At 42.2% G+C, this 19642-nt stretch carries 25 protein-coding genes and 1 pseudogene; 20 read left to right on the top strand and 6 right to left on the bottom strand.

Annotation, left to right across the window (positions count from 1 at the left end; genetic code table 11):
* Positions 1 to 2: 2 nt before the first annotated feature.
* The 3 genes from IPM65_02000 to IPM65_01990 are packed head-to-tail and all read right to left on the bottom strand — an operon-like array spanning position 3 to position 4559.
* Complete coding sequence (locus tag IPM65_02000) at positions 3 to 1787, bottom strand: site-specific DNA-methyltransferase (protein QQS44351.1); 1785 nt, start codon at positions 1785 to 1787, stop codon at positions 3 to 5.
* A gap of 2 nt (positions 1788 to 1789) precedes the next feature.
* On the bottom strand, positions 1790 to 4372 hold the full coding sequence (locus IPM65_01995) for a DEAD/DEAH box helicase family protein (GenBank protein QQS44350.1): 2583 nt from the start codon (positions 4370 to 4372) through the stop codon (positions 1790 to 1792).
* A gap of 1 nt (position 4373) precedes the next feature.
* Positions 4374 to 4559 carry a helix-turn-helix domain-containing protein gene (locus IPM65_01990; GenBank protein ID QQS44349.1) on the bottom strand — a complete coding sequence of 62 codons (186 nt, stop codon included), beginning with the start codon at positions 4557 to 4559 and terminating at the stop codon, positions 4374 to 4376.
* A 99-nt stretch (positions 4560 to 4658) separates the two neighbouring features.
* Here IPM65_01990 and IPM65_01985 point away from each other — a divergent pair, with 99 nt between their 5' ends.
* From IPM65_01985 to IPM65_01960, 6 genes are read left to right on the top strand one after another with little or no spacing between them, the layout of a single operon-like run.
* Positions 4659 to 4982, top strand: coding sequence for a helix-turn-helix transcriptional regulator (locus IPM65_01985; GenBank protein QQS44348.1), 324 nt, complete (start codon positions 4659 to 4661; stop codon positions 4980 to 4982).
* Complete coding sequence (locus IPM65_01980; GenBank protein QQS44347.1) at positions 4979 to 5221, top strand: TM0996/MTH895 family glutaredoxin-like protein; 243 nt, start codon at positions 4979 to 4981, stop codon at positions 5219 to 5221. Before IPM65_01985 ends, IPM65_01980 begins: the two co-directional genes overlap by 4 nt.
* 3 nt (positions 5222 to 5224) lie before the next feature.
* On the top strand, positions 5225 to 6205 hold the full coding sequence (locus IPM65_01975) for a permease (GenBank protein QQS44346.1): 981 nt from the start codon (positions 5225 to 5227) through the stop codon (positions 6203 to 6205).
* A 2-nt stretch (positions 6206 to 6207) separates the two neighbouring features.
* A complete protein-coding gene (locus IPM65_01970) occupies positions 6208 to 6675 on the top strand; it encodes a hypothetical protein (protein QQS44345.1) in 468 nt (155 codons plus the stop codon).
* Entirely contained in the window at positions 6675 to 7181 is a 507-nt protein-coding gene (locus IPM65_01965) for a hypothetical protein (GenBank protein QQS44344.1), read from the top strand. The genes IPM65_01970 and IPM65_01965 overlap by 1 nt, the downstream gene beginning before the upstream one ends.
* 13 nt (positions 7182 to 7194) lie before the next feature.
* The gene (locus IPM65_01960; protein QQS44343.1) at positions 7195 to 7752 is read left to right on the top strand and encodes a hypothetical protein; all 558 of its coding nucleotides are present in this window, start codon (positions 7195 to 7197) and stop codon (positions 7750 to 7752) included.
* Positions 7753 to 7937: 185 nt separating this feature from the next.
* Here the strand turns inward: IPM65_01960 and IPM65_01955 are convergent, their stop codons facing one another.
* On the bottom strand, positions 7938 to 8612 hold the full coding sequence (locus IPM65_01955) for an IS1595 family transposase (GenBank protein ID QQS44342.1): 675 nt from the start codon (positions 8610 to 8612) through the stop codon (positions 7938 to 7940).
* 168 nt (positions 8613 to 8780) lie between these two features.
* On the opposite strand from IPM65_01955, the gene IPM65_01950 reads away from it, so the two are divergent.
* The 5 genes from IPM65_01950 to IPM65_01930 all read left to right on the top strand — a co-directional run bounded on the left by IPM65_01950 (position 8781) and on the right by IPM65_01930 (position 12909).
* Positions 8781 to 10460: a hypothetical protein gene (locus tag IPM65_01950; GenBank protein QQS44341.1), complete on the top strand. Its 1680-nt coding sequence runs from the start codon at positions 8781 to 8783 to the stop codon at positions 10458 to 10460.
* Between the two features lie 83 nt (positions 10461 to 10543).
* The gene (locus tag IPM65_01945) at positions 10544 to 10828 is read left to right on the top strand and encodes a hypothetical protein (protein ID QQS44340.1); all 285 of its coding nucleotides are present in this window, start codon (positions 10544 to 10546) and stop codon (positions 10826 to 10828) included.
* Positions 10829 to 10935: 107 nt separating this feature from the next.
* Positions 10936 to 11898 carry a hypothetical protein gene (locus IPM65_01940; GenBank protein ID QQS44339.1) on the top strand — a complete coding sequence of 321 codons (963 nt, stop codon included), beginning with the start codon at positions 10936 to 10938 and terminating at the stop codon, positions 11896 to 11898.
* Positions 11899 to 11919: 21 nt separating this feature from the next.
* Positions 11920 to 12435, top strand: coding sequence for an ATP-binding protein (locus tag IPM65_01935; protein QQS44710.1), 516 nt, complete (start codon positions 11920 to 11922; stop codon positions 12433 to 12435).
* 57 nt (positions 12436 to 12492) lie between these two features.
* Positions 12493 to 12909, top strand: coding sequence for an SRPBCC family protein (locus IPM65_01930; GenBank protein QQS44338.1), 417 nt, complete (start codon positions 12493 to 12495; stop codon positions 12907 to 12909).
* A gap of 4 nt (positions 12910 to 12913) precedes the next feature.
* Here the strand turns inward: IPM65_01930 and IPM65_01925 are convergent, their stop codons facing one another.
* A complete protein-coding gene (locus tag IPM65_01925; protein QQS44337.1) occupies positions 12914 to 13288 on the bottom strand; it encodes a hypothetical protein in 375 nt (124 codons plus the stop codon).
* Positions 13289 to 13395: 107 nt separating this feature from the next.
* Here IPM65_01925 and IPM65_01920 point away from each other — a divergent pair, with 107 nt between their 5' ends.
* Positions 13396 to 13563, top strand: coding sequence for a hypothetical protein (locus IPM65_01920; GenBank protein QQS44336.1), 168 nt, complete (start codon positions 13396 to 13398; stop codon positions 13561 to 13563).
* 2 nt (positions 13564 to 13565) lie between these two features.
* Here the strand turns inward: IPM65_01920 and IPM65_01915 are convergent, their stop codons facing one another.
* Positions 13566 to 13961, bottom strand: coding sequence for a cytochrome b5 domain-containing protein (locus IPM65_01915; protein QQS44335.1), 396 nt, complete (start codon positions 13959 to 13961; stop codon positions 13566 to 13568).
* Positions 13962 to 14043: 82 nt separating this feature from the next.
* Here IPM65_01915 and IPM65_01910 point away from each other — a divergent pair, with 82 nt between their 5' ends.
* The 8 genes and pseudogenes from IPM65_01910 (at position 14044) to IPM65_01875 (ending at position 19638) form a co-directional block, all read left to right on the top strand.
* Positions 14044 to 14208: a hypothetical protein gene (locus tag IPM65_01910; GenBank protein ID QQS44334.1), complete on the top strand. Its 165-nt coding sequence runs from the start codon at positions 14044 to 14046 to the stop codon at positions 14206 to 14208.
* Between the two features lie 33 nt (positions 14209 to 14241).
* Positions 14242 to 14517 (top strand): hypothetical protein, encoded by a 276-nt coding sequence (locus IPM65_01905; protein QQS44333.1) that lies wholly within the window; start codon positions 14242 to 14244, stop codon positions 14515 to 14517.
* A gap of 250 nt (positions 14518 to 14767) precedes the next feature.
* Positions 14768 to 15865, top strand: coding sequence for a DEAD/DEAH box helicase (locus tag IPM65_01900; GenBank protein QQS44332.1), 1098 nt, complete (start codon positions 14768 to 14770; stop codon positions 15863 to 15865).
* Between the two features lie 167 nt (positions 15866 to 16032).
* Positions 16033 to 16452, top strand: coding sequence for a VOC family protein (locus tag IPM65_01895; GenBank protein ID QQS44331.1), 420 nt, complete (start codon positions 16033 to 16035; stop codon positions 16450 to 16452).
* A complete protein-coding gene (locus IPM65_01890; protein QQS44330.1) occupies positions 16449 to 17330 on the top strand; it encodes a VOC family protein in 882 nt (293 codons plus the stop codon). The genes IPM65_01895 and IPM65_01890 overlap by 4 nt, the downstream gene beginning before the upstream one ends.
* Positions 17331 to 17368: 38 nt before the next feature.
* Complete coding sequence (locus IPM65_01885; GenBank protein ID QQS44329.1) at positions 17369 to 17770, top strand: VOC family protein; 402 nt, start codon at positions 17369 to 17371, stop codon at positions 17768 to 17770.
* A gap of 113 nt (positions 17771 to 17883) precedes the next feature.
* A pseudogene (locus IPM65_01880) lies at positions 17884 to 19175 on the top strand (MFS transporter).
* A gap of 73 nt (positions 19176 to 19248) precedes the next feature.
* On the top strand, positions 19249 to 19638 hold the full coding sequence (locus IPM65_01875) for a hypothetical protein (GenBank protein QQS44328.1): 390 nt from the start codon (positions 19249 to 19251) through the stop codon (positions 19636 to 19638).
* Positions 19639 to 19642: the final 4 nt, after the last annotated feature.

Below are 19642 nucleotides of genomic sequence, written 5' to 3'. Positions count from 1 at the left end.
AGTTACACTTCTTTGGTAACCAAGACTTCTTCTCCTAACATGTCAATGATTTTGACTGCCACTTTGGATGGTTTTTCTGTTATCTCAAGCTCGTATTCTCCCTTGACCAGGTCGCTCTGTTTCTCTGGGACATCAGAGAAGCCAATCTTGAACACTTCGTTGTCATAGTTTGTATCTACCAAAACGACATCGATCATTGATCTGAAGTCTGGAATCTTTTTTTGCAGTAGTCCTGGTTCAAGTTCCAAGCGTTTGATTATGGAAGGGGAGATAAAAGAGACAACCTTGATTTTAACTTTATCTTTATCTTTACCCGCTCTAGTAATCTCGACTTCAGCTTTTGAGGGTTCGTAGCTGACAAAGTTCTTGTCCTTAAGATCAAAGACAACGAACTGCCTCATGCGCTTACTGGTGCGTGCGTCTTTATGAGGTTGTTTTTTATTCCATTCCTCAACCCAGGAATCGACTTTTGTCTCTCTTCCTAGACAAATTACAACGATATCTCTGTCTTCTTCTGGTCGTTTATCGAGTTCGTCCTTGATAAGCTGCAGGTCAAGAAGTGTGAGCGGGTGATTGAAGTCTATGATTTTTACCAGTTCGCCACTATCTCTTAAACCATCAAAGAATGTCTCTGTTTTTGTTCTGGTGATTCCATATTGTTGGATTGCTAGCTCTTTGGCTTCAGTCTTGAGGATTCTCAGGTCATAGTTGTTAACTTTATAGATCCCCAATGCTTTACTAATTTGTCCGTCAATAAGTTTTTTCTGTTGTTCCTTGATAATCTTCTGCAATCTTTTGCTAGTTACTTGGATAGCGCCTTTGTTGACATCGACGCCAATCCATCGTCTAGCGAGCTTTTGAGCTACTGCACAAGTTGTGCCAGAGCCAATAAAACAGTCCATTACCAGATCTCCTTGATCAGAAGAAGCTTTAATAATTTTTTCTAGAAGCGCCTCTGGTTTTTGTGTGGCATAGTCCATCCTTTCCAAGGCCATTGCATTTATTGCAGGGATTCTCCACACATCAGTTGGCAACCTTAATTCGTTCTTAGCCCTAGTTGCTGATTCGACACCTGTAGCAAGTCGTCTTAATACTTCTTCTCCTCTTTTTTCAAGAATATCTTGCGCATTGAATGTGAACTTGTCGCTCTTTGTGTAAAAGAGTATGCTGTCATGTTTTTTCCCATATTCATTTTTGTTTACACCGCCTGTTTCATAGTTCCAGATAATTTCAGCCTTTAAGCCATCCTCTCCAAAGATTTCGTCAAGTAATACTTTGATGTAGTGAACCATGCGATAATCAAGGTGGACATAAATACTGCCTGTTTCGGCGAGCAGTTCTTTGAGGAGAATTAGCCTCTCATAAATAAATTGGAAGTATTCATCTCTCTTCCAAATATCTTCATACATTGTTTGTTGGATAATCGATTCACTATCCTCTTCTAGTCTCCCTAGGCTTTTCAAACCCCTTAGCTCAACCTTGCGCATGTAATCTTTATTGCTCGCAAAGGGAGGATCGATATAAATCAGATCAACCTTGCCTCTGAAACCTAACTCCAAGAGAGAGGCGAGCACTTCTTTGTTATCGCCATGAAAGAGAAGGTTGTGCCAGTTCTTTTCTAGCTTGCCGTATTCAGGCACTTTGAGCGCTTCTTTGTCTCCAAAGCTCTCGGTGAGTTGTGTCGGATAACCTGTAACCGATTCTAACGGCCTTTTATTCACCCATGTTAGCATAGGTCTGCCGTTAGGTGTGCCGATTTTTATTTTTTTGTTTGTGTCATTTGTCATAGTTATTTTTGGGCTTGGTAAATCCAATTAAAGACTGGCGTTACTTTACCAAACACCGATTCACCTTCCTCTAAGAGCAGGAGTTCATATTTAATTTTATCAGGATTTATCGCCTCTAGTTGTTTCATTTCCTTTTCTGCTGCCTCGTTTCTGTATGGCTTACCCTTGACTTCGACTATAAGCGACTTGCCGTCTTTCTTTCTGATCAAGAAATCAGGTGTGTATGAATGCCAGTCGCCTTTATTGTCTTTATATTCAAACGCAAAGTCTGTTTTCTCCCTATCCGTGAGTGCCCCTGTAAAGTAAATATCCTCAACATTATCTGGATCTTCGCCGAGTTTGTCCAATATTTGTTCAAAGAAAGCTCGTTCGTCTTCTGAATCGAAGTTGTAAGGGTCATAGTGGAAACCAAACAAAGGCATTTGACCCGCCTTCTTTTTATAAGTGTCGGTATCCAAGACATACTTTTCTAGATTGTCCTTATTGACCCTAATGTGGGTAACATAGGAGGTCTTGCCGTCTTCGACTTCTTCCTCAAAGCCTTTGGTCTTGATAAGTGCCAGGGCTTCTTCGATTGTCTCCGTAGTGACTTTGTATTTGATAACTTGCTTTTCTAGTTGTAAACGGACAAGCTCTAGGTCAACAGCAGACATCTCTCCATCTGGGTAAAGAGGTGCAAGGAGCTTATAAATCTCTAGAGAGTCAAGGCGATAAGTATGGGCAAGCAGGACTGCTGCCTGGTATAAATCAACCTTTACATCTCTGGGCTTTGATTTTTCGCTATCAACCTCAACCAGGACGCCTTTCCTCTGGGTTTTGGACATGGTGTAAACAGTCTTCTCAAGCCCCTCTACGGCGTCAGATTTGGGCTTCTCCACCTTCAAGGTGGTAGATGCATCGTTTTCTGGGACGATCTTTTGGATAAGCTTCTTGATGATAACTGGTTCGATTTCTAGTTTTTTGAGAGTAATCTTAACTGGGTAAGTATCGGTCTTGGCTCGATTGAGGTCATCCAAGCCCTCACCAAAGGTTTCCTGAAGCTGGCGGTCGAGCACTGAGACATTGGCTTTGGAGAGATAAATCTTGGCTTTCTTGGTATTGCCATTGACCTGCCTCAAGCACCTGCTGGCTGCCTGAAGCACAAAGTTATTGCTGGAAGAGAGTTTCCTTGCAAGTGCGGTGGCAAATAAGGACAAACAGTTCCACCCTTCAGTGCCTTTGTTGACTAGCAAGAACACCCTGTAAGGCAGGTGCGGGTCGTTGATGCGGTTGTCAAAGAGGTCTTTGATGTCTTCTGGTGATTTATTGTGGACTGGTAAGACAACTGATGGATCTAGTTTCAGAGAGATGAGCGTTTGCTCAACGATTGGTTTAGCCTGGTCTAGGTCATCAACCTGAGGGAAGTAGATTGCCAGTTTTGCGTATTCGCCGTTATTGACTCGAACATCTTTGTATTCCTGAAAGAAGTCTTTGACGATATCGATAACAAAGTCTTCCTCTGAAACCTCTTTGTAAGCAACAATGTTGCCTCGGACTTCCTTGAGAATGCCATCCTCAATGCCCTGGGAGAGTCCATACCAGTAAATAACATCTCGCAGGAGCTGTCTTTGGAAGTAAGGCGTGCCTGTGGTGTTAACAACTGCCAGAAGATTGGTTTTTTCACTGATGTAGTTAATGGTCTGGCGCACCCGCTTGAGATCCTCTGCTAATGCTTGTCCGTAGGTGTGATGCGCTTCGTCTGAAAAGACGGCTAAGTGAGGCAAGGAGGTGATTGATTGTAAGCGCAGATTGGCAACCAGCTCTTTGGCTTCTTCTAATCCTAGGCTCAGTTGTGTGCCGAGAAATGACTTGGGAATACTGTTTTTTTGTAGTCTGATTTTCTCGGTGTTGGTGACGATAACATTAAAGGAACTGCCTCGAATGACGGGAATGTCCTTTTCGCCATCCCTGGTATAGGTAAACTTCACATTGGTTACAAATGATTTGTAGAAGCGTGCAGGCAGGATCTTGTCGTATGGAGTATCGGCAATTTCCTTCAATGCTCCAAGGATGGTCTTGCCTGGCGCAAATACCAGAGCGTTTCTGACAAAAATACCGTCTTTCTCTTGATACTCTAGAGCCATTGCAAACTCAGTGGCAATGATGGAGGCAATAAGGATTGTTTTTCCTGCTCCCATTGCCAAAGCCAAGATGTAGCTTGGGTATGGAAGGGTGAGGGTTTCTCTTAAAGCTTCAAGCTTATACTTCTTAACGAAGACATTATCAGTTTTTACCTTTTCGAAGATTGCATCTATTCCGCCTCCAGCTAGCAACAAATCGGTCAGATCCTCCTCTGACAGAGAAATTCCAAGAGCTTTCAGGAGATCCTTGCCTTGGAAGTATTCTTTATAAAGCTCGAAGATATTGGGGGTGTTTTTAACCAGTCGCAAATACCAGTAAGTTTCGAGTGCCTCAAATTGTGCTTGTCTTAGAAAATTATTTTTATTGAAGTTTAGGATGGTTGCAATAACAGGGTAGGAGGAGGGATAACCCTGCTGTCTCCAGTTAATTACATCTGATTTTAATTGTTGATATAAGTTGCTCATATTATATTTTCATTAATTTTTCTATGTCTTCTGGTCGATAGCGCCTGTCTCCTCGCTCGTTTACCCTTATGGCTTTGAGTTTCCCGCGCTTGTCCCAACGCCTTAAAGTCTCCACATGCACATTCAGGATCTCTGAAGCCTGTTTTATTGTTAGCAACTTTGGCAATGTCGTGTTTTTCTTCGGCATACCTCAACAAAAGTATACTAAAACTAAGGAGAAAAAGTAATAGGGTTTCTTGATTCTTTCCCGTTGACTTTTCATCAACTGCTTTCATATAATATGAACATGGGTTCATACAGTTGTTGCTCACCATCAAGTAAGGAATCAAAACAAGTCGAGTCGTTATCCTCACTTCTTAAGTTGGTGTCCGAGGAAAGCCGTTTAAAGCTCTTGTGCATTCTTCGCCGAGGGGAGCATTGTGTGTGTGAGCTGATGGAGCATGTAGATATGTCCCAGAGCCTGATTTCCCATCACCTCAAGGATTTAAAGGATGCTGGTGTTGTTACGGACAACAAGCAGGGTTTGCGGGTGTATTACTCGCTTACCGATAAAGGCAAGCAGATTACCAATTTGTTATTTAAGATTTCTGAAAAGGGGGTGGCTTTATGAAAATCCAAGTCTTAGGTTCAGGCTGTCCTACTTGCAAGAAGCTGTATGAACTAACTCAGCAAGCGGTCAAAGAGCTCAATCTTAACGAGGAGGTTGAGTATATTACCGATGTCTCAAAGATCATTGAAATGGGAGTAATGTCCAGCCCTGTTCTTGCCGTTGACGGAAAGCCTGTCATGGTTGGTTTCTTACCCGATGTAGAGAAAGTTAAGAGTCTTCTTAAGGAGGCGCAGAAGTAATTTATGGATATTTTTAGACCCTTACAACTTTTTGCTGATCTTGCCACCTACGGGTGGCTCAATTTAGGCAGGCAGTCTTATTTGGGCAGTGCTGTCAATTTCTTCATTTATGATGTTCTAAAAATCGGATTGCTTTTGGTGGTTATCAACTACTTCATGGCGATTACCCGCTACTATTTCCCGATGGAGAAAGTGCGGGATATGCTTACCAAAAGACGCTGGTTTGGGTTGGATTATCTATTTGCTGCCGCACTGGGTGTTATCACTCCGTTTTGCTCCTGCTCTTCTATACCGCTTTTTATTGGCTTTGTGGGTGCAGGAATCCCTTTGGGGGTGACTTTTGCCTTCCTGATCAGCTCTCCACTGGTTAATGAGTCCTCTTTATATCTGTTTCCTGCAATGTTTGGTATGAAGGTAACTGTTTTATATAACCTGGTTGGTATTGCTGTGGCAGTTCTGGGAGGAATGTTAGTTCATCGGTTGCGAGTTGAAAAATATGTCAAACAAGAACTATTGAAGTTTAAATCCAGAAAACAAGTCGAGGAAGAACATGGAGGATTGGCATTACCCCCCAAAGAACTCCTGGGTTATTTTTGGAAAGACGGCATGGCAATTACCAAAGAAGTGTTTCCTTATGTGGTCTTGGGGGTTGGTATCGGAGCTTTGATTCATGGTTTCGTCCCTGCCCATCTGGTGGAACAATACTTGGCAGTCGAAACTTGGTGGACAGTTCCTTTAGCAACACTTTTTGGGTCTCCTTTGTATGCTAATTCGGTTAGTGTTATTCCTGTAATGGAGGCTTTAGTCCTTAAGGGTGTGCCTCTGGGAACAGCGCTGGCTTTTATGACGGCGATTGTGACTGTTTCTATCCCTCAAGCGATGATTTTAAAAAAAGTCATGAAATGGGAACTATTGACTTTATTTTTCGGAATTACAATCATCGGCATTATGGTCATGGGTTATTTATTTAACTGGATTTTATAAGTATGAAACAAGCTATTTTTACTATCGCTATCATCCTGGTTATCGTTGGTCTGCTTACTGCAGTGGTTTTAGGTAGTAAGGGCAGAAAAGCTGACACACAAGCCACACAGCAGCCTTCAGGGGCTGCTTCTTCAGCGACTCCCGCTCTCAGCATCCAAATGCCTATTTTCTTCTATGGTAATACCTGCCCGCACTGCGCCGATGTTGAGAAATGGATGCAGGAGAATAAGATTGAAGAGAAAATTGAAGTTGTTAAAAAAGAAGTGTATGACAACCGAGCCAATTCTCTGGAGTTGTCCCAAGCGGCAGAAAGCTGCGGTCTGGACACCTCTTCAATCGGTGTGCCGTTTCTTTTTACTCCTGAAGGCAAGTGTCTTATTGGCACGCCTGATATTGTTGGCTATTTAAGCGATAAAGCTGGTTTGTCTGGCAGTAATGAGGCAACCGAGTCTGGAAAGGAGGCTGAATGATGAAACTGCTTTTAAGTGTGTTTGCCATGCTCATAGCTTTCCTGATGACAGTTACGCAGGCTCATGCGGTCTGTCCTGTCTGCACGGTAGCGGTAGGAGCGGGACTTGGTATTTCTCGCTGGATTGGTATTGATGATAGTGTGACGGGTATTTGGGTTGGCGGGCTGATTCTATCCAGCGGTTTATGGCTTGCTGATTGGATTGGTAAGAAAGGGTGGAAAGTGCCATATAAAGAGGCAGTTTCTGTTGGGCTATTCTTTTTGTTTGTCATACCGCCCTTGTATTGGAGCAAGATGATTGGTCTTCCTGGCAACACCTTATGGGGAGTTGATAAGGTGTTACTGGGAACAGTGATTGGCTCAGTTATTTTTCTTGGCGGTGTCTGGCTGGATAAGTGGCTGAGAACAACTAATGGTGGCAAGGTGTATGTTTACTATCAAAAAGTGATTATCCCAGTGTTTCTCTTGTCGCTTGCCAGTTTTGTCTTTTATCTTATTACCAGTTAAAGGAGGTGAAACTATGAAAAACAAACAAATTCAGCCTGACATTAACGAGTTTATGGACAAGGTTAAAAAGATGGAGAGGGGAGAAAAACTCGATCTTTCATCAGACGAAGATCTTTCTATTGGTATTATGAACCTAATTTCAATGGAGGAGCATTTCTTCTTTTCCTACAACAAAACCAAAGATCCTAAATATCTTGATCTTTTAAACGAGATTCGAGAGATGCGAAAAAGCACCTTGAAGCGGATTATCAAAGACTATGAGGGAGAGGTCTGGTGTATCAGTAAACACTTACTGGCTGCCTCGATGCGTTTTATGGAGGTTGGCACAAAGGCGCTTACCAAGGGTGACAAAGGTGATGCTGAGGATATGTTCCAGAAGTCCTACCAGCTTTATAGCTTGTTCTGGGGATTAAATCTGGGCTTAGTGCAGACCAAGGACATAAAGCATACCGATTCAAAAGAGGTTGCTTTTGTCAGCGAAGATCCAAAGCCTTCAGTTAAAGGTTCGACAGGCATCTTTGAGAAGCTGGGTCAGTTGGTGCAAAAAGCGATTGATTGCTGTAAGGAGTAAGGCTTAGAAGTTAAGAAAACGGTTGACTTCCTTGTTGGTAAATTCAGGGTATTCCAGCTCAGTTGCCCAGTCTGTTCTTCTGAAAACATACCATCGTTCGAGCCAACTCTTTTTTATTTCAAAACCTAAATAACAAGAAATCACCCGCTATAATGTAAAGAATGGGAAAATTAATTTACATGGCTCTAGACTAGCACATTAACAATTTGTAATAGTTCATTGTAAAGGATCGATGGGGATTTGCTCCATCTCCATTCACACTCTTTCAAGTGTAATGGAAAGTTTTTCTTTACACCATTGAACTTAACGAGACGTCTTTTACAAAAGGACCAGAATGACTCTATGCCATTGATATGGACCCCTTTTGTATTTGAGAACTCATTTTTCTTGTGATTGATTCTCAAATGTTTGTCATACCCGACATCAACAAGTCCGTTGTATCCGCTCCACGAATCTGAATATACAGTACTGTTCAAGTCAATCTTTCCCTTCATAACAGCATGTAGCGTTCTTCTTTTACAGTTTGGAATGATACGAGTAAATACACGTCCTTGACGCTCATATATCCCAAATACTACCTGCTTAAATGACGTCCCACGACCTCTTTTACTTGACTTGCCTCTCATCCTTCGAGGTCCAAAGTATGATTCATCAATTTCTATCTCACCACCAACATATCGTTGCATCTGGTGCACTTGGTGATGATATATGAGTTGACGAATATTATTGTAATATTTGTTGACTGTATTGCGGTTGAGACCCAAAATACCAGAGGTCTGTGTAGCACTCAGATCGTGTGCAAAACACCATAGTATCTTTTTTCTCTTGTATTTTGATATCGGCCTATTGTTACAAACCATACCTCTAGTTTAGCACTACTCTGCTAGTCTAGAGCCTTAAAAATTCTTCTCTTTATTTCTCTCTTCATCGCGATTATCATCGCAGGGTATTTTATTTTCTTTTATTCAAACAAGACAGAACAGCAGATTTTAGAATCGACGTATGATCTATCAAAAGAGTACCTGTGGTTGCGCAATCGTACAGACAATCTCCTCATAAATGCCGAAAACTATCCCGACTATCAGACCTGGGACGACGAGATGACTGCTTTGATACACGATTGGAGTGATTTGGAAAAGCAAGTACATGAAATGGAAACAACAGCCGGCAAAAAGGCAGACGAACTGGCGGTAAATCGGCGACTGATCGGTACTGTTTATGCGTATACTTCAAAAGAAGTTACGGATATCTATGACAAAGCGCCGAAATTTAAAGGTATTGCAACGCTCGCCAAGCACTTGGGAGTAGATGCCAAACGGGCTCAGCTCATTTTAAATCAAGCTCAAGATGAAACAACTGCGGAAGTTTTTATTGAAGAGGGAGACGCATTTGAAAATCTGGAACATAAAGCGATCGTGGTCAAAGACGGCTGCAAGGTTGTCGGTTTTGTGGGGGGTGTAGTCTTGACCGGTGGCACGGCAGGGCTTGCTGCTGCCGGTACGATAGCTCAAGCAGGAACAGTTGTTGTGGGTGTGGATCTTGCTTTGGAAGTTACAGAGGACGGAGCACAAATAGCATTCGGTGATAGAAACAAAATCTCTTCTATCGTGAAAGATGTCAGAACCGTGACGGAACCTATCGCCAGTGTCATAACGATAACCAATGTTCCAGGTAATCTCGGTAATGCATACGGAAAGTTCGATAGCGTCATGGTCGGACTGGAACAGTTTAGGGAAACCGCACAGGAAGGAAAAGTCGTCGGTGTTGATTTGACTACTTTTGAGTACCACCCCCCGTTTCAACGTATCCGCCAGGCCAAATACCCGGGAACAGTGACGGTTGCCGAAATAGAAAAAGCTGAGGTTGAGGCGTGGTTGCAAAGCCTTAACAAAAAATATGAGCCGATGACGGAAGAAGAGGTGAAAGAGTTTTTGGTAAGTTCGTCTAATGAAAATAAAGGAAAGAAAGAAAGTGAAGTCAACACTAAATCCGTTGAAGAATCCGAAAAAAAGTCAGAGAAAAAAAGTCTAGCGAATACAGCATGGGAAGGGACGGTGGAGAGTATATCAGGAGGAAATGAAGAAAAACAAAGAATTGAGTTTGATTTTGTTTTGAATGAGGACGGTACGGTAAACGGCGGTAACTTTAAAAAATGGACACAGGAAGGTGATCGAATCAAAATATTCGGGGAGGATGAATCGAAGGGTTATTTCGAATTTAAGGTTGGAGAGAATGACCTCTTATTAACCGAAATGCGTATAGGCGACGAAGTAATACAACCCGGAGAAAAATATATGGGGGGAATTGCTCCCTGGGGTTTTTTGTACAAAAAGTCCGGTTCAAAAGAAGGAGATTCACAATCAGGTGGTGATGCAATGCCCATAAGTGAGTACAACGAAATGGACGAAGACGGTGATTTCAAAAATATTGCCCTAGTGACTGAAAAATTAGGAGAACCTGATGTCAAAACAACAGATGAAAACGGCAGAATTGTCTATGTGTATTATGATTTAGTCAAATATGATAGCGGAAATATGGGGAGTGTCAAAATGGCATTTTATAACGAAGCAGATTATAGATCCTATGTTACGGACACGGGTGGCAGTTGGGAATCAAATAAAGAAACCTGGGATGAATCCGGCGGCGGTATTAGAGCAAACAGTGAGGTAAAGCCGGGTGATACGCTCAAAAAAAGGTACGGACAATAATCTTCATTGTTGGACATAACACATTTGGTCTTCCTCGTGAAATAAATTGATGAAGTTCAGCAGCTTTTTGGTATACTTTTTTCATGGCAATTCAGACCTGCAAAAACGGGCATACATTCGAAAAAACGAGTTCATGTCCTGTCTGTCCGATCTGTTCTCAAAACGAAATGTCTGAAAAATACGGTGAAGAATTTCCTAAAATCGGAGCACCCGCATTCCGAGCGTTAGACAGTATCGGGATTACTCAGCTTTCACAACTTACAAACTATACAGAGGAACAACTCCTGGAACTTCACGGATTCGGACCGAGGGCACTCCGGTTATTAAAAGAGCGATTAAGAGAGAGAGGATTATTCCTTCGTAAATGATGTATCTGTCACGTTTAAGATTTATTCAGACAGAAAAATTGATAAGCATTTCCGTCAAATTACCTTCCTGAGTAGAAAAACCTTTTGTCTTTTGCTAGGCTTATACTATGCTGTCTCATATCATCATTTACGCATTATCCTTTGTCGGCATATGGATCGGTTCAGGCCTTGCAATCGGTTCTGTGGAAAGGCTTTCTAAAATTCTTCGTGTCTCATCCTTTGTCGTATCATTTGTAGTATTGGGGTGCTTCACATCAATCGGAGAATTATCAGTCGGGATAAACTCAATTTTCGAAAATGATCCGGAAATTTATGTCGGAAATCTGATCGGAGCGACGATTGTCATATTCATGCTTATTATTCCGCTCCTTGCCATAACGGGCAACAAAATAAGGATTCAACCAGAATTCCGCGGTTTCAATCTGCCGGCATCCCTTGTTGTGATAGCATTACCTGTCATAGTCGCAATGGACGGAAGAGTGGGACAAACGGACGCATATATCGCACTTGTCCTCTTTGCAATCCTGATCGTTGTCATCCAGACGAAACGAAGTCTTTTAGAAAAAATTAAATCAATTAATGCAAAGTCTTCCATTCGTGTCGGAAAAGAGATTCTGCGAATATTGTTTGGGCTTGCGATCATCTTTGTAGCAAGCCGGTTCATTGTTAATCAAACGGTATATTTCTCACAACTTATGAATGTGTCACCTTTCTTTATCAGTCTCCTTCTTATTGCGGTAGGAACGAATATTCCGGAACTATCGTTTGTCGTACGGTCAGTTTTCATTCCGAACAATCAGGTAGCATTCGGTGATTATGTCGGATCAGCCGCCTTTAATACGTTTCTTTTCGGTATTTTGACGCTCCTATATGGCAAACCAGTACAGCTTACAAACAGTTACCTTGTGAGTCTGTTATTCCTCATCGTAGGTCTGTTTGCCTTTTTCTACTTCGCGAGAACAAAAAACACCATCACCCGTCTTGAGGGATTGGCACTGCTTGGTATGTATATCCTTTTTCTTGCAACGGAAATTTATCTGCATAAAGGAGCACTCCTTCCGGGTGTTTAAGTAACCTCATATGATCAAAAAATCTCTATTGTAGGCGCTGAATCCACAGGCAAAACGACGCTTGCTGTCGCTCTTGCCAAACATTACCAAACATGCTGGGTGCCGGAGTATGGAAGGACATATACCGAAGGTCGTATCTATGCAAAACAGGAAGAATGGGAAACATGGGAGTTTGTGCATATTGCAAAACAACAAAATGCATTTGAAGATGCTCTGGAAAAAGATGCAAATGATGTTCTGATTTGTGACACCGATGCGTTTGCGACGGGGATATGGCATGAAAAATATCTGGGAACCGTATCTGAAGACGTTCAAAAACAGTACAAAGACAGAAATTATCACCTCTACATTCTCACTGATCCGGATACTCCGTTTTCACAGGATGAGATCCGTGTAGGGGAAGACAGCCGTCACTGGATGCATGAACGCTTTATCGATGAACTAACAAAGGAAAAGAAAAAGTATATAGTAGTTAAAGGAAATGAGCAGGAAAGACTCCAGCTGGCAGTAAAAGAAATTGATGGATTGAGTGTTTGAAATTGGATACAACTCCTTACGTAACCTTTACAAACCCTTTGTTACAATCGAATTACTATGGATACTCAACCAATCACCGTACAAACAATCATCAACGCTCCTATGGATAAAGTCTGGAACTACTGGACAGAGCCTGATCATATTACACGTTGGGCATTTGCTTCCGATGACTGGGAGGCTCCTTCTGCCGAAAATGATGTTCGGGTTGGCGGGAAATTCAAAACGGTGATGGCAGCAAAAGATAAAAGTACCAGTTTTGACTTTACGGGAGAATATACCGAGGTAGAAGAACATGGACGGATAGAATATGACATGGATGACGGTCGACATGTCTCTGTCATTTTTGAGACAGTTCCTGATGGCGTAAAAGTCACAGAGACCTTTGATCCTGAATCTGAGAACTCACGTGAGCTTCAACAGCAGGGTTGGCAGGCGATTATGGACAACTTTAAAAAACATGTAGAAAACAGTTGAACTGTTAGCTACCACTGTTTTGTATCTCAACAATCTCCTGGATTCCCGCTTCGAGTAAAGAGTTAAGAGCATTGAGACTTGATTTGTTCAGTTCTCTCAATTCACATTCAGATTTCAGATAGAAATACCGTTTTTTACAGAAGTTCTGCTTCATGAGGACATACTTATTCATTGTTACATCAGCAGATTGTCGCATTTCCGGTTGATCGGAAGATTGGATTGATTCAACAATCTGAAGTTTAAGCGAGATGGTGTTGATAATGTCTTTTTTTTCGTTCAGGAAATCATCCAAATGAGGAGATCCGAAGAGAAAGATTCCGATTCCGATAATGAAAACAATTACCAAAAGAAGCGTTTTTTTGAGGGTTCCTTTGAACATACGGCTATCTATAAGGATACCATTGATTGTACGGAGAATGCTATATCTATTTGAGCGGCTCACCGAAGTTTATTTACAAGGGTTGTCACCAGGACTATACTGTATGCATGTGCAAATCTTCAAGCGGAGCGGTGTACGGATTCGGCTTCATCGGATCTCTTATTTACAACATCCAGTATGCCGACGGATTCTCACAGATTCTGTGGGGGATCGTAAAATCCATCGTATGGCCGGCATACCTCGTGTATGAGGCCTGGTCCCGTCTTCAGATATGACATTATTTCAGCTTTCCGATTTCATAGTCGGGAAGAAGTGAACGCGCATATTCAGAGTGCGGCGGCTTATTGGCGAAATTTTCAGATGCATCGGTCCCGCAATCTTTAATCATAGCCCCTCCGCCCGGGTGTTCATCAGATGCGATATATGAAGTAAAGTCATAGACCGTACCGTCAATTGCCTGCCAACAGTCCGCTTTTGTATTGTGCTTTGCAATTTCTTCCAATGTGTACTCCGTCACAGGAGTCGGTGACGGCTCCGTCATTTTTTCTGCCGATTTTGTCTGAGTTTGCATTACTTTTGCACCAAGTCCGAAACCGATGACGAAAGATACAAAAACGACCACAACTGTATTCAGTGAGATCATAGGGTTTGAGGTTTTTTTCTGTTTTGGCATAGTTTGATAGTATCAGGAAACGGAGGAAAGGACAATATTTAAAACATAGCGCCTTGACGGGAAAAACGTTATACTAACGAATATGAATATTAATAAGGAATGGCATCTGGCACATAAGATGCCGAAAAACCCCACACTTGATGAACGTATTCAATGGCATAGCGAACACGTAAAAAACTGTCAGTGTCGCCCTTTGCACGGGAAAATATTGGAGGAAATGAAGAGAAGAGGATTGCTTTTGCCGTGAAAAATAGCTTTTTTTGCGTTATAATAGGATATATTGAAAACTAAATATCCCCAACTAACAAACCGGAAGTGCTATAAATGCGGCAAAAACATGCTCCTGATGAGCGTTACTGTGGAAAAAGTTCCCATGCAGCACAGTCCGGTCACAACATCGATCTACAAATGTTCTGATCCCGTTTGTCGCGAGGAATCAGAGAAAGATATGGAACGGACCGTGAAAAGAAGGAAAGACCAGGAAGCCATTCGAGAAGAGCGCATAAGCAATGCAAAAAAAAATAAAGCAGAAGCTAAGGCCGCCAAAAAGAAATAACCTATAGTTGTGTATTAGATTGCGATGTGGTATACTATCTTCATTATCAGATACCTTTTTCTCCTTAGACGCGAGATCTTCCATATATCAAATTGGGTTTAGGTCTTCCTCACTGAGTAATTTAGGTAACCCATTTATTTTTATGTCGTTTCAAAGACGTTCATTTCGTGGTCCCCGTGGATCACACAAACAATTTATTAACCGCGGAAAGTCATCTTTCCCAAGACAGACTGGCAATCGTATCCGCTACATGAGTGTGGATCCGCAAATGCTTATTAAAAAAGCGGAGCCTCAAATCAAGCGCGATTATGTTGCCACTCATTCATTTGCAGATTTCAAACTGCATCCGATTATTGAAAAAAATATTTCAAACAAGGGATATACGGCACCTTCTCCTATTCAGGATCAGGTTATTTCGACAATTCTTGAAGGTCGTGATGTGATCGGTCTTGCCTCAACGGGCACCGGGAAAACAGCAGCATTTTTGCTGCCGATCATTCAAAAGATAGTCAATGACCCGCAGCAGAAAGCGATCGTTATTACCCCGACCCGTGAACTGGCACTCCAGATCATGGACGAAGCAAGAGCATTCGCACAAGGCACCAGATGCTTCAGCACTCTTGTCATCGGAGGAGTATCAATCAGCCGGCAGATCCGTGATCTCCGACGGAATCCGAACATTGTGGTAGGGACACCGGGTCGTATCAAAGATTTGACGGAACGTCGCGCCCTTTATCTTGATCAGTACAAAACAATCGTGCTTGATGAAGTAGACAGAATGCTTGATATGGGATTTATTCATGATATTTCCCATATTATCTCGTTACTGCCTCAAAAAAGGCATTCACTTTTCTTTTCGGCGACGATGACTCAAAAGGCAAAGATGGTTGCAGCACGGTTTCTCACCAATCCGATAACGGTTGAAGTAGCCAGCCAAAAAGCCTCAACCAATGTCGATCAGGACATCGTCAGAATTTCAGGACAGAATAAAGTAGATGTTCTGCATGATTTGCTGATCAAACCGGGATTTGACAAAGTGCTGGTATTCGGCCGTACCAAACACGGTATGGAACGCCTGTATAAGCAGCTGCGAGACCGCGGTTTCGAAACGGCGACAATTCACGGCAATAAGTCACAAAGTCAAAGACAGCGTGCTCTTGATGCTTTTAAACAGAATCGTATACGCATACTGCTTGCAACTGACGTCGCTTCACGCGGAATAGATATTGATAATGTGTCTCATGTCATCAACTATGAACTTCCGGAGACCTACGATGATTATATTCATCGTATCGGCCGTACCGGTCGTGCGGATAAAACTGGAGTGGCGCTGACATTCATTGACTGAGTGTTGTTTTAATGAGCAATTTAAAAGGAGTATTGACCTAATCGTCAATACTCCTTAATCGTTTAGATAAGAAAATATTTAGGGACAGCGATGGTAAGTTTTTTTTCTTATCTTTCTCTTACATTTCATTTGCCATAATAAAAGTTCTTTATTAGTTCAGGATATGTATGGTGACGAATATTTTTGTAAATCTTCCGGTAAAAAATCTGACTGTTTCAATGGATTTTTTTAAAAAAATCGGTTTTACGTTTAACGAACAGTTTACTGATGAAACGGCCGCAGGATTGGTGCTTAGTGAAGGACATTATGTCATGCTCCTGACCCATGAGAAATTCAACAGTTTCGTAAAAAAGGAAATTGCTGATACATCAAAGGTTATAGAGTCAATAACTGCATTTCAGGTTGAAAGCCATGAAGAAGTAGATACTCTTATGGAAAAGGTACTTGAAGCCGGCGGTAAAGAGCAGCGCGACCCTTATGATTACGGATTTATGTATGGGCGGGCTTTTTACGATCCGGACGGTCATACATGGGAAGTATTCTTTATGGATATCAGTAAAATGCCGGAAAAGGAGGAATTACAATGAAAAAAATAAGAACACATCTTTGGTTTGATACTCAGGCGAAAGAAGCAGCAGAGTTCTACACTTCTTTATTTTCCGGATCAAGCATTGATCACGTATCCCGAATCACCGATACACCGTCAGGAGACTGCGATATTGTTTCTTTCACTCTTTCGGGAGAGCCGTTTATGTCAATTAGCGCCGGCCCGATTTTTAAATTTAATCCGTCAATCTCAATTTCTGTACAGTGTGAGACGGAAGAAGAGATCAAAAAACTACACAAAGCTCTTATGGAAGGCGGCACGGAGCTTATGCCGCTTGATACGTACGAATTCAGCAAAAAATTCGCTTGGGTACAGGACAAATATGGTTTATCTTGGCAGCTTAATGTGCCCAATGATTACAGCTCAGTTAAGCAGAAAATTTCTCCGTTTTTGATGTTTGTGGGAAAAGTCTGCGGGAAAGCCGAAGAAGCAATGGAGTTTTATACGAAGATTTTTGACAATTCCTCGATTGATCATGTATATCGAAATGAAAAAGATGAGGGTCAAAAGATGGTTGACCACGCAGAATTTACGCTGGACGGACAGGTATTTATGATCTCAGACAGTGCCTATGATCACAAATTTTCCTTTAATGAAGCGATTTCATTTATCGTAAACTGCCGTGATCAGCAGGAAATTGATTATTACTGGGAAAAGCTTTCAGCAGTCCCGGAAGCAGAGCAGTGCGGATGGCTCAAAGACAAATTCGGTGTATCCTGGCAAATTGTCCCGACCGCCATGGATGAGATGATGGGGAAGGGAAGTAAAGAACAGATGGAACGGGTAACAAAAGCATTTATGAAGATGAAAAAGTTTGATATCTCTGAACTGGAAAAAGCGTATAAAGGAAATGAATAACGTGATATTTGTAAAGAATTACCAATTATTAGAGACTTATGAAAAAAAATCCCGTAGTACATTTTGAAATGCCCGCCAAAGACCGTGCCCGAGTGAGCAAATTTTATTCTGAGGCATTCGGATGGGGGATGCAACAACTCGGACCCGAAATGGGAGATTATGTTATGGCCGCAACCAGCGAGGTTGGTGAGAACGGCATGCCCAGTGCTCCCGGGACAATCAACGGCGGTTTTTTCGATTATAAAGATGATGAACTGAACCGTGCTCCCCATGTAGTTATTTCCGTTGAAAATATTGAGGAAAGTATCGAAGCGGTAAAAGCAGCAGGAGGAGAGATCAAGACGGAGATAATGGATATTCCGGGAGTAGGGAAATATGTCTCTTTTCTTGATACGGAAGGGAATGTCGTCGGGATACTTCAACCCAGTCAGGGAATGTAATCATTATTGAGTACAATGCTCAAAGAAGGGAAAATCATATTTGTGGTTTAGCCCTTTATTTCAGACGCTTGAATACTCTCAGTCATACAATATTTTTTTGTTATACTTCTTAAGTGAAAACTTTTTATTGGCTTCTTGCCAACTCACTCATTGCCGGTGTTACGAATAATTTTGTCTGGTTTGCACTGACCTTTTGGATTTACTTGGAAACAAAATCAGTCCTTGCAACATCATACCTTGCCGGTATCTATCTGGTAGCAACAGCTGCCACCGGTTTCTGGTTTGGCTCGATCGTGGACCATCATAAAAAGAAAAGTGCCATGCTGATCTCAAGCGTTGCCACAGGAATATTTTTCCTGCTGGGATTAGCTTACTTCAGTATGACACCGCAGGAGTTATTTCACTCAGTACGGAATATCGAATTGTGGATACTCATGTTTCTCCTGATGAGCGGGGTTATTGCCGGTAATATCCGGAATATTACCGTTCCGACAACCGTTACGATTCTTGTCGAAAAGGATAAACATGACAAGGCAAACGGTCTTGTCGGTTCCATGATGGGAGTGGCATTTTCGGTAACTTCTTTTGCAAGCGGATTGGTGCTGGGCATTGGGGTATGCATGCGGTTTTATATCTTGCTGTCGGGTTTACGGTTTTAGCATTGGTACATCTCATGTTGATCCCGATGACAGAGAAAAAAATCGTTCATCTGGAAGATCAGCCGAAAAAAATTGATATTAAAGGAACCTTCAAAGTAATACGAAATATTCCCGGTCTTATTGCCCTTATCCTCTTTGCAACGATTAACAACTTTCTGGGCGGAGTTTTCATGTCACTTATGGATGCCTATGGACTTACTTTGGTCTCAGTACAGACATGGGGAATTTTGTGGGGATTTTTAAGTCTCGGATTTATACTCGGAGGACTGATTATTGCAAAAGTAGGTCTCGGCAAAAATCCGTTACGGACATTGTTTATCACTAATATTGCGATGTGGACCGTGGCGATGTTTTTTACCATACAACCTTGGGTATTTCTGCTTGCGGGCGGAATGGCACTCTGGATTACGCTTTCTCCGTTTGCTGAAGCATCAGAGCAGACAATCATACAAAAGGTCGTTCCTCCCGAGAGGCAGGGACGGGTATTCGGCTTTTCCCAGAGTGTAGAACAGACAGCTTCACCTCTCACTGCATTTCTGATCGGGCCGCTTGCAGAGTTTGTTTTCATTCCGTTTATGACGACAGGACGAGGCGTAGACCTGATCGGAGGTTGGTTCGGGGTAGGGCCGGGGCGAGGGATCGCCCTTGTTTTTACCGTGACAGGAGCAATAGGGCTTGTGGTAACCCTGCTTGCGATGCGTTCCAAACCGTACAAACTTCTTTCGGAAAAGTACCTTAAAGGCTAATCTGCTGATTCCATACAAAATCTTTACACTTATACCTTTACAATAAATCAACTTTATTATTTCTATTTCATGTATGTTAAATCTTAATTCTATGATGGTCGGAACAATGCAGCCTGATATAATGTCGGCTTTTTATGAGAAAGTATTTGATAAAAAACCGGATATGAAAGATGGTGGATGGTCAGGGTGGTCGGTCGGTGCAAGTTTTTTTAGTGTCGGACACCATTCCAAAATGGAAGGACAGGCTAAAGATCCCGGTCGGGTCATGTTCAACCTGGAGACAAAGGATGTTAAGGGAGAGTTTGACCGCATCAAGGGGATAGAGGGTGCAACAGTTATCAAAGAGTCCTATGGACTGACAGAAGACGGTGAATCCTCCTCTGACCCCGAAGCAATGTGGATTGCTACATTTGCCGACCCTGACGGTAATTATTTCCAGCTCATGAGTCCCTGGAAGGAATGAGATG

This window comes from Candidatus Roizmanbacteria bacterium (assembly GCA_016700135.1).
In the GTDB taxonomy this organism is placed as follows: domain Bacteria; phylum Patescibacteriota; class Microgenomatia; order UBA1406; family GWC2-37-13; genus UBA1450.
Note: the sequence above shows the minus strand (reverse complement) of the source record. Positions and strands in the feature narration are given on the sequence as shown.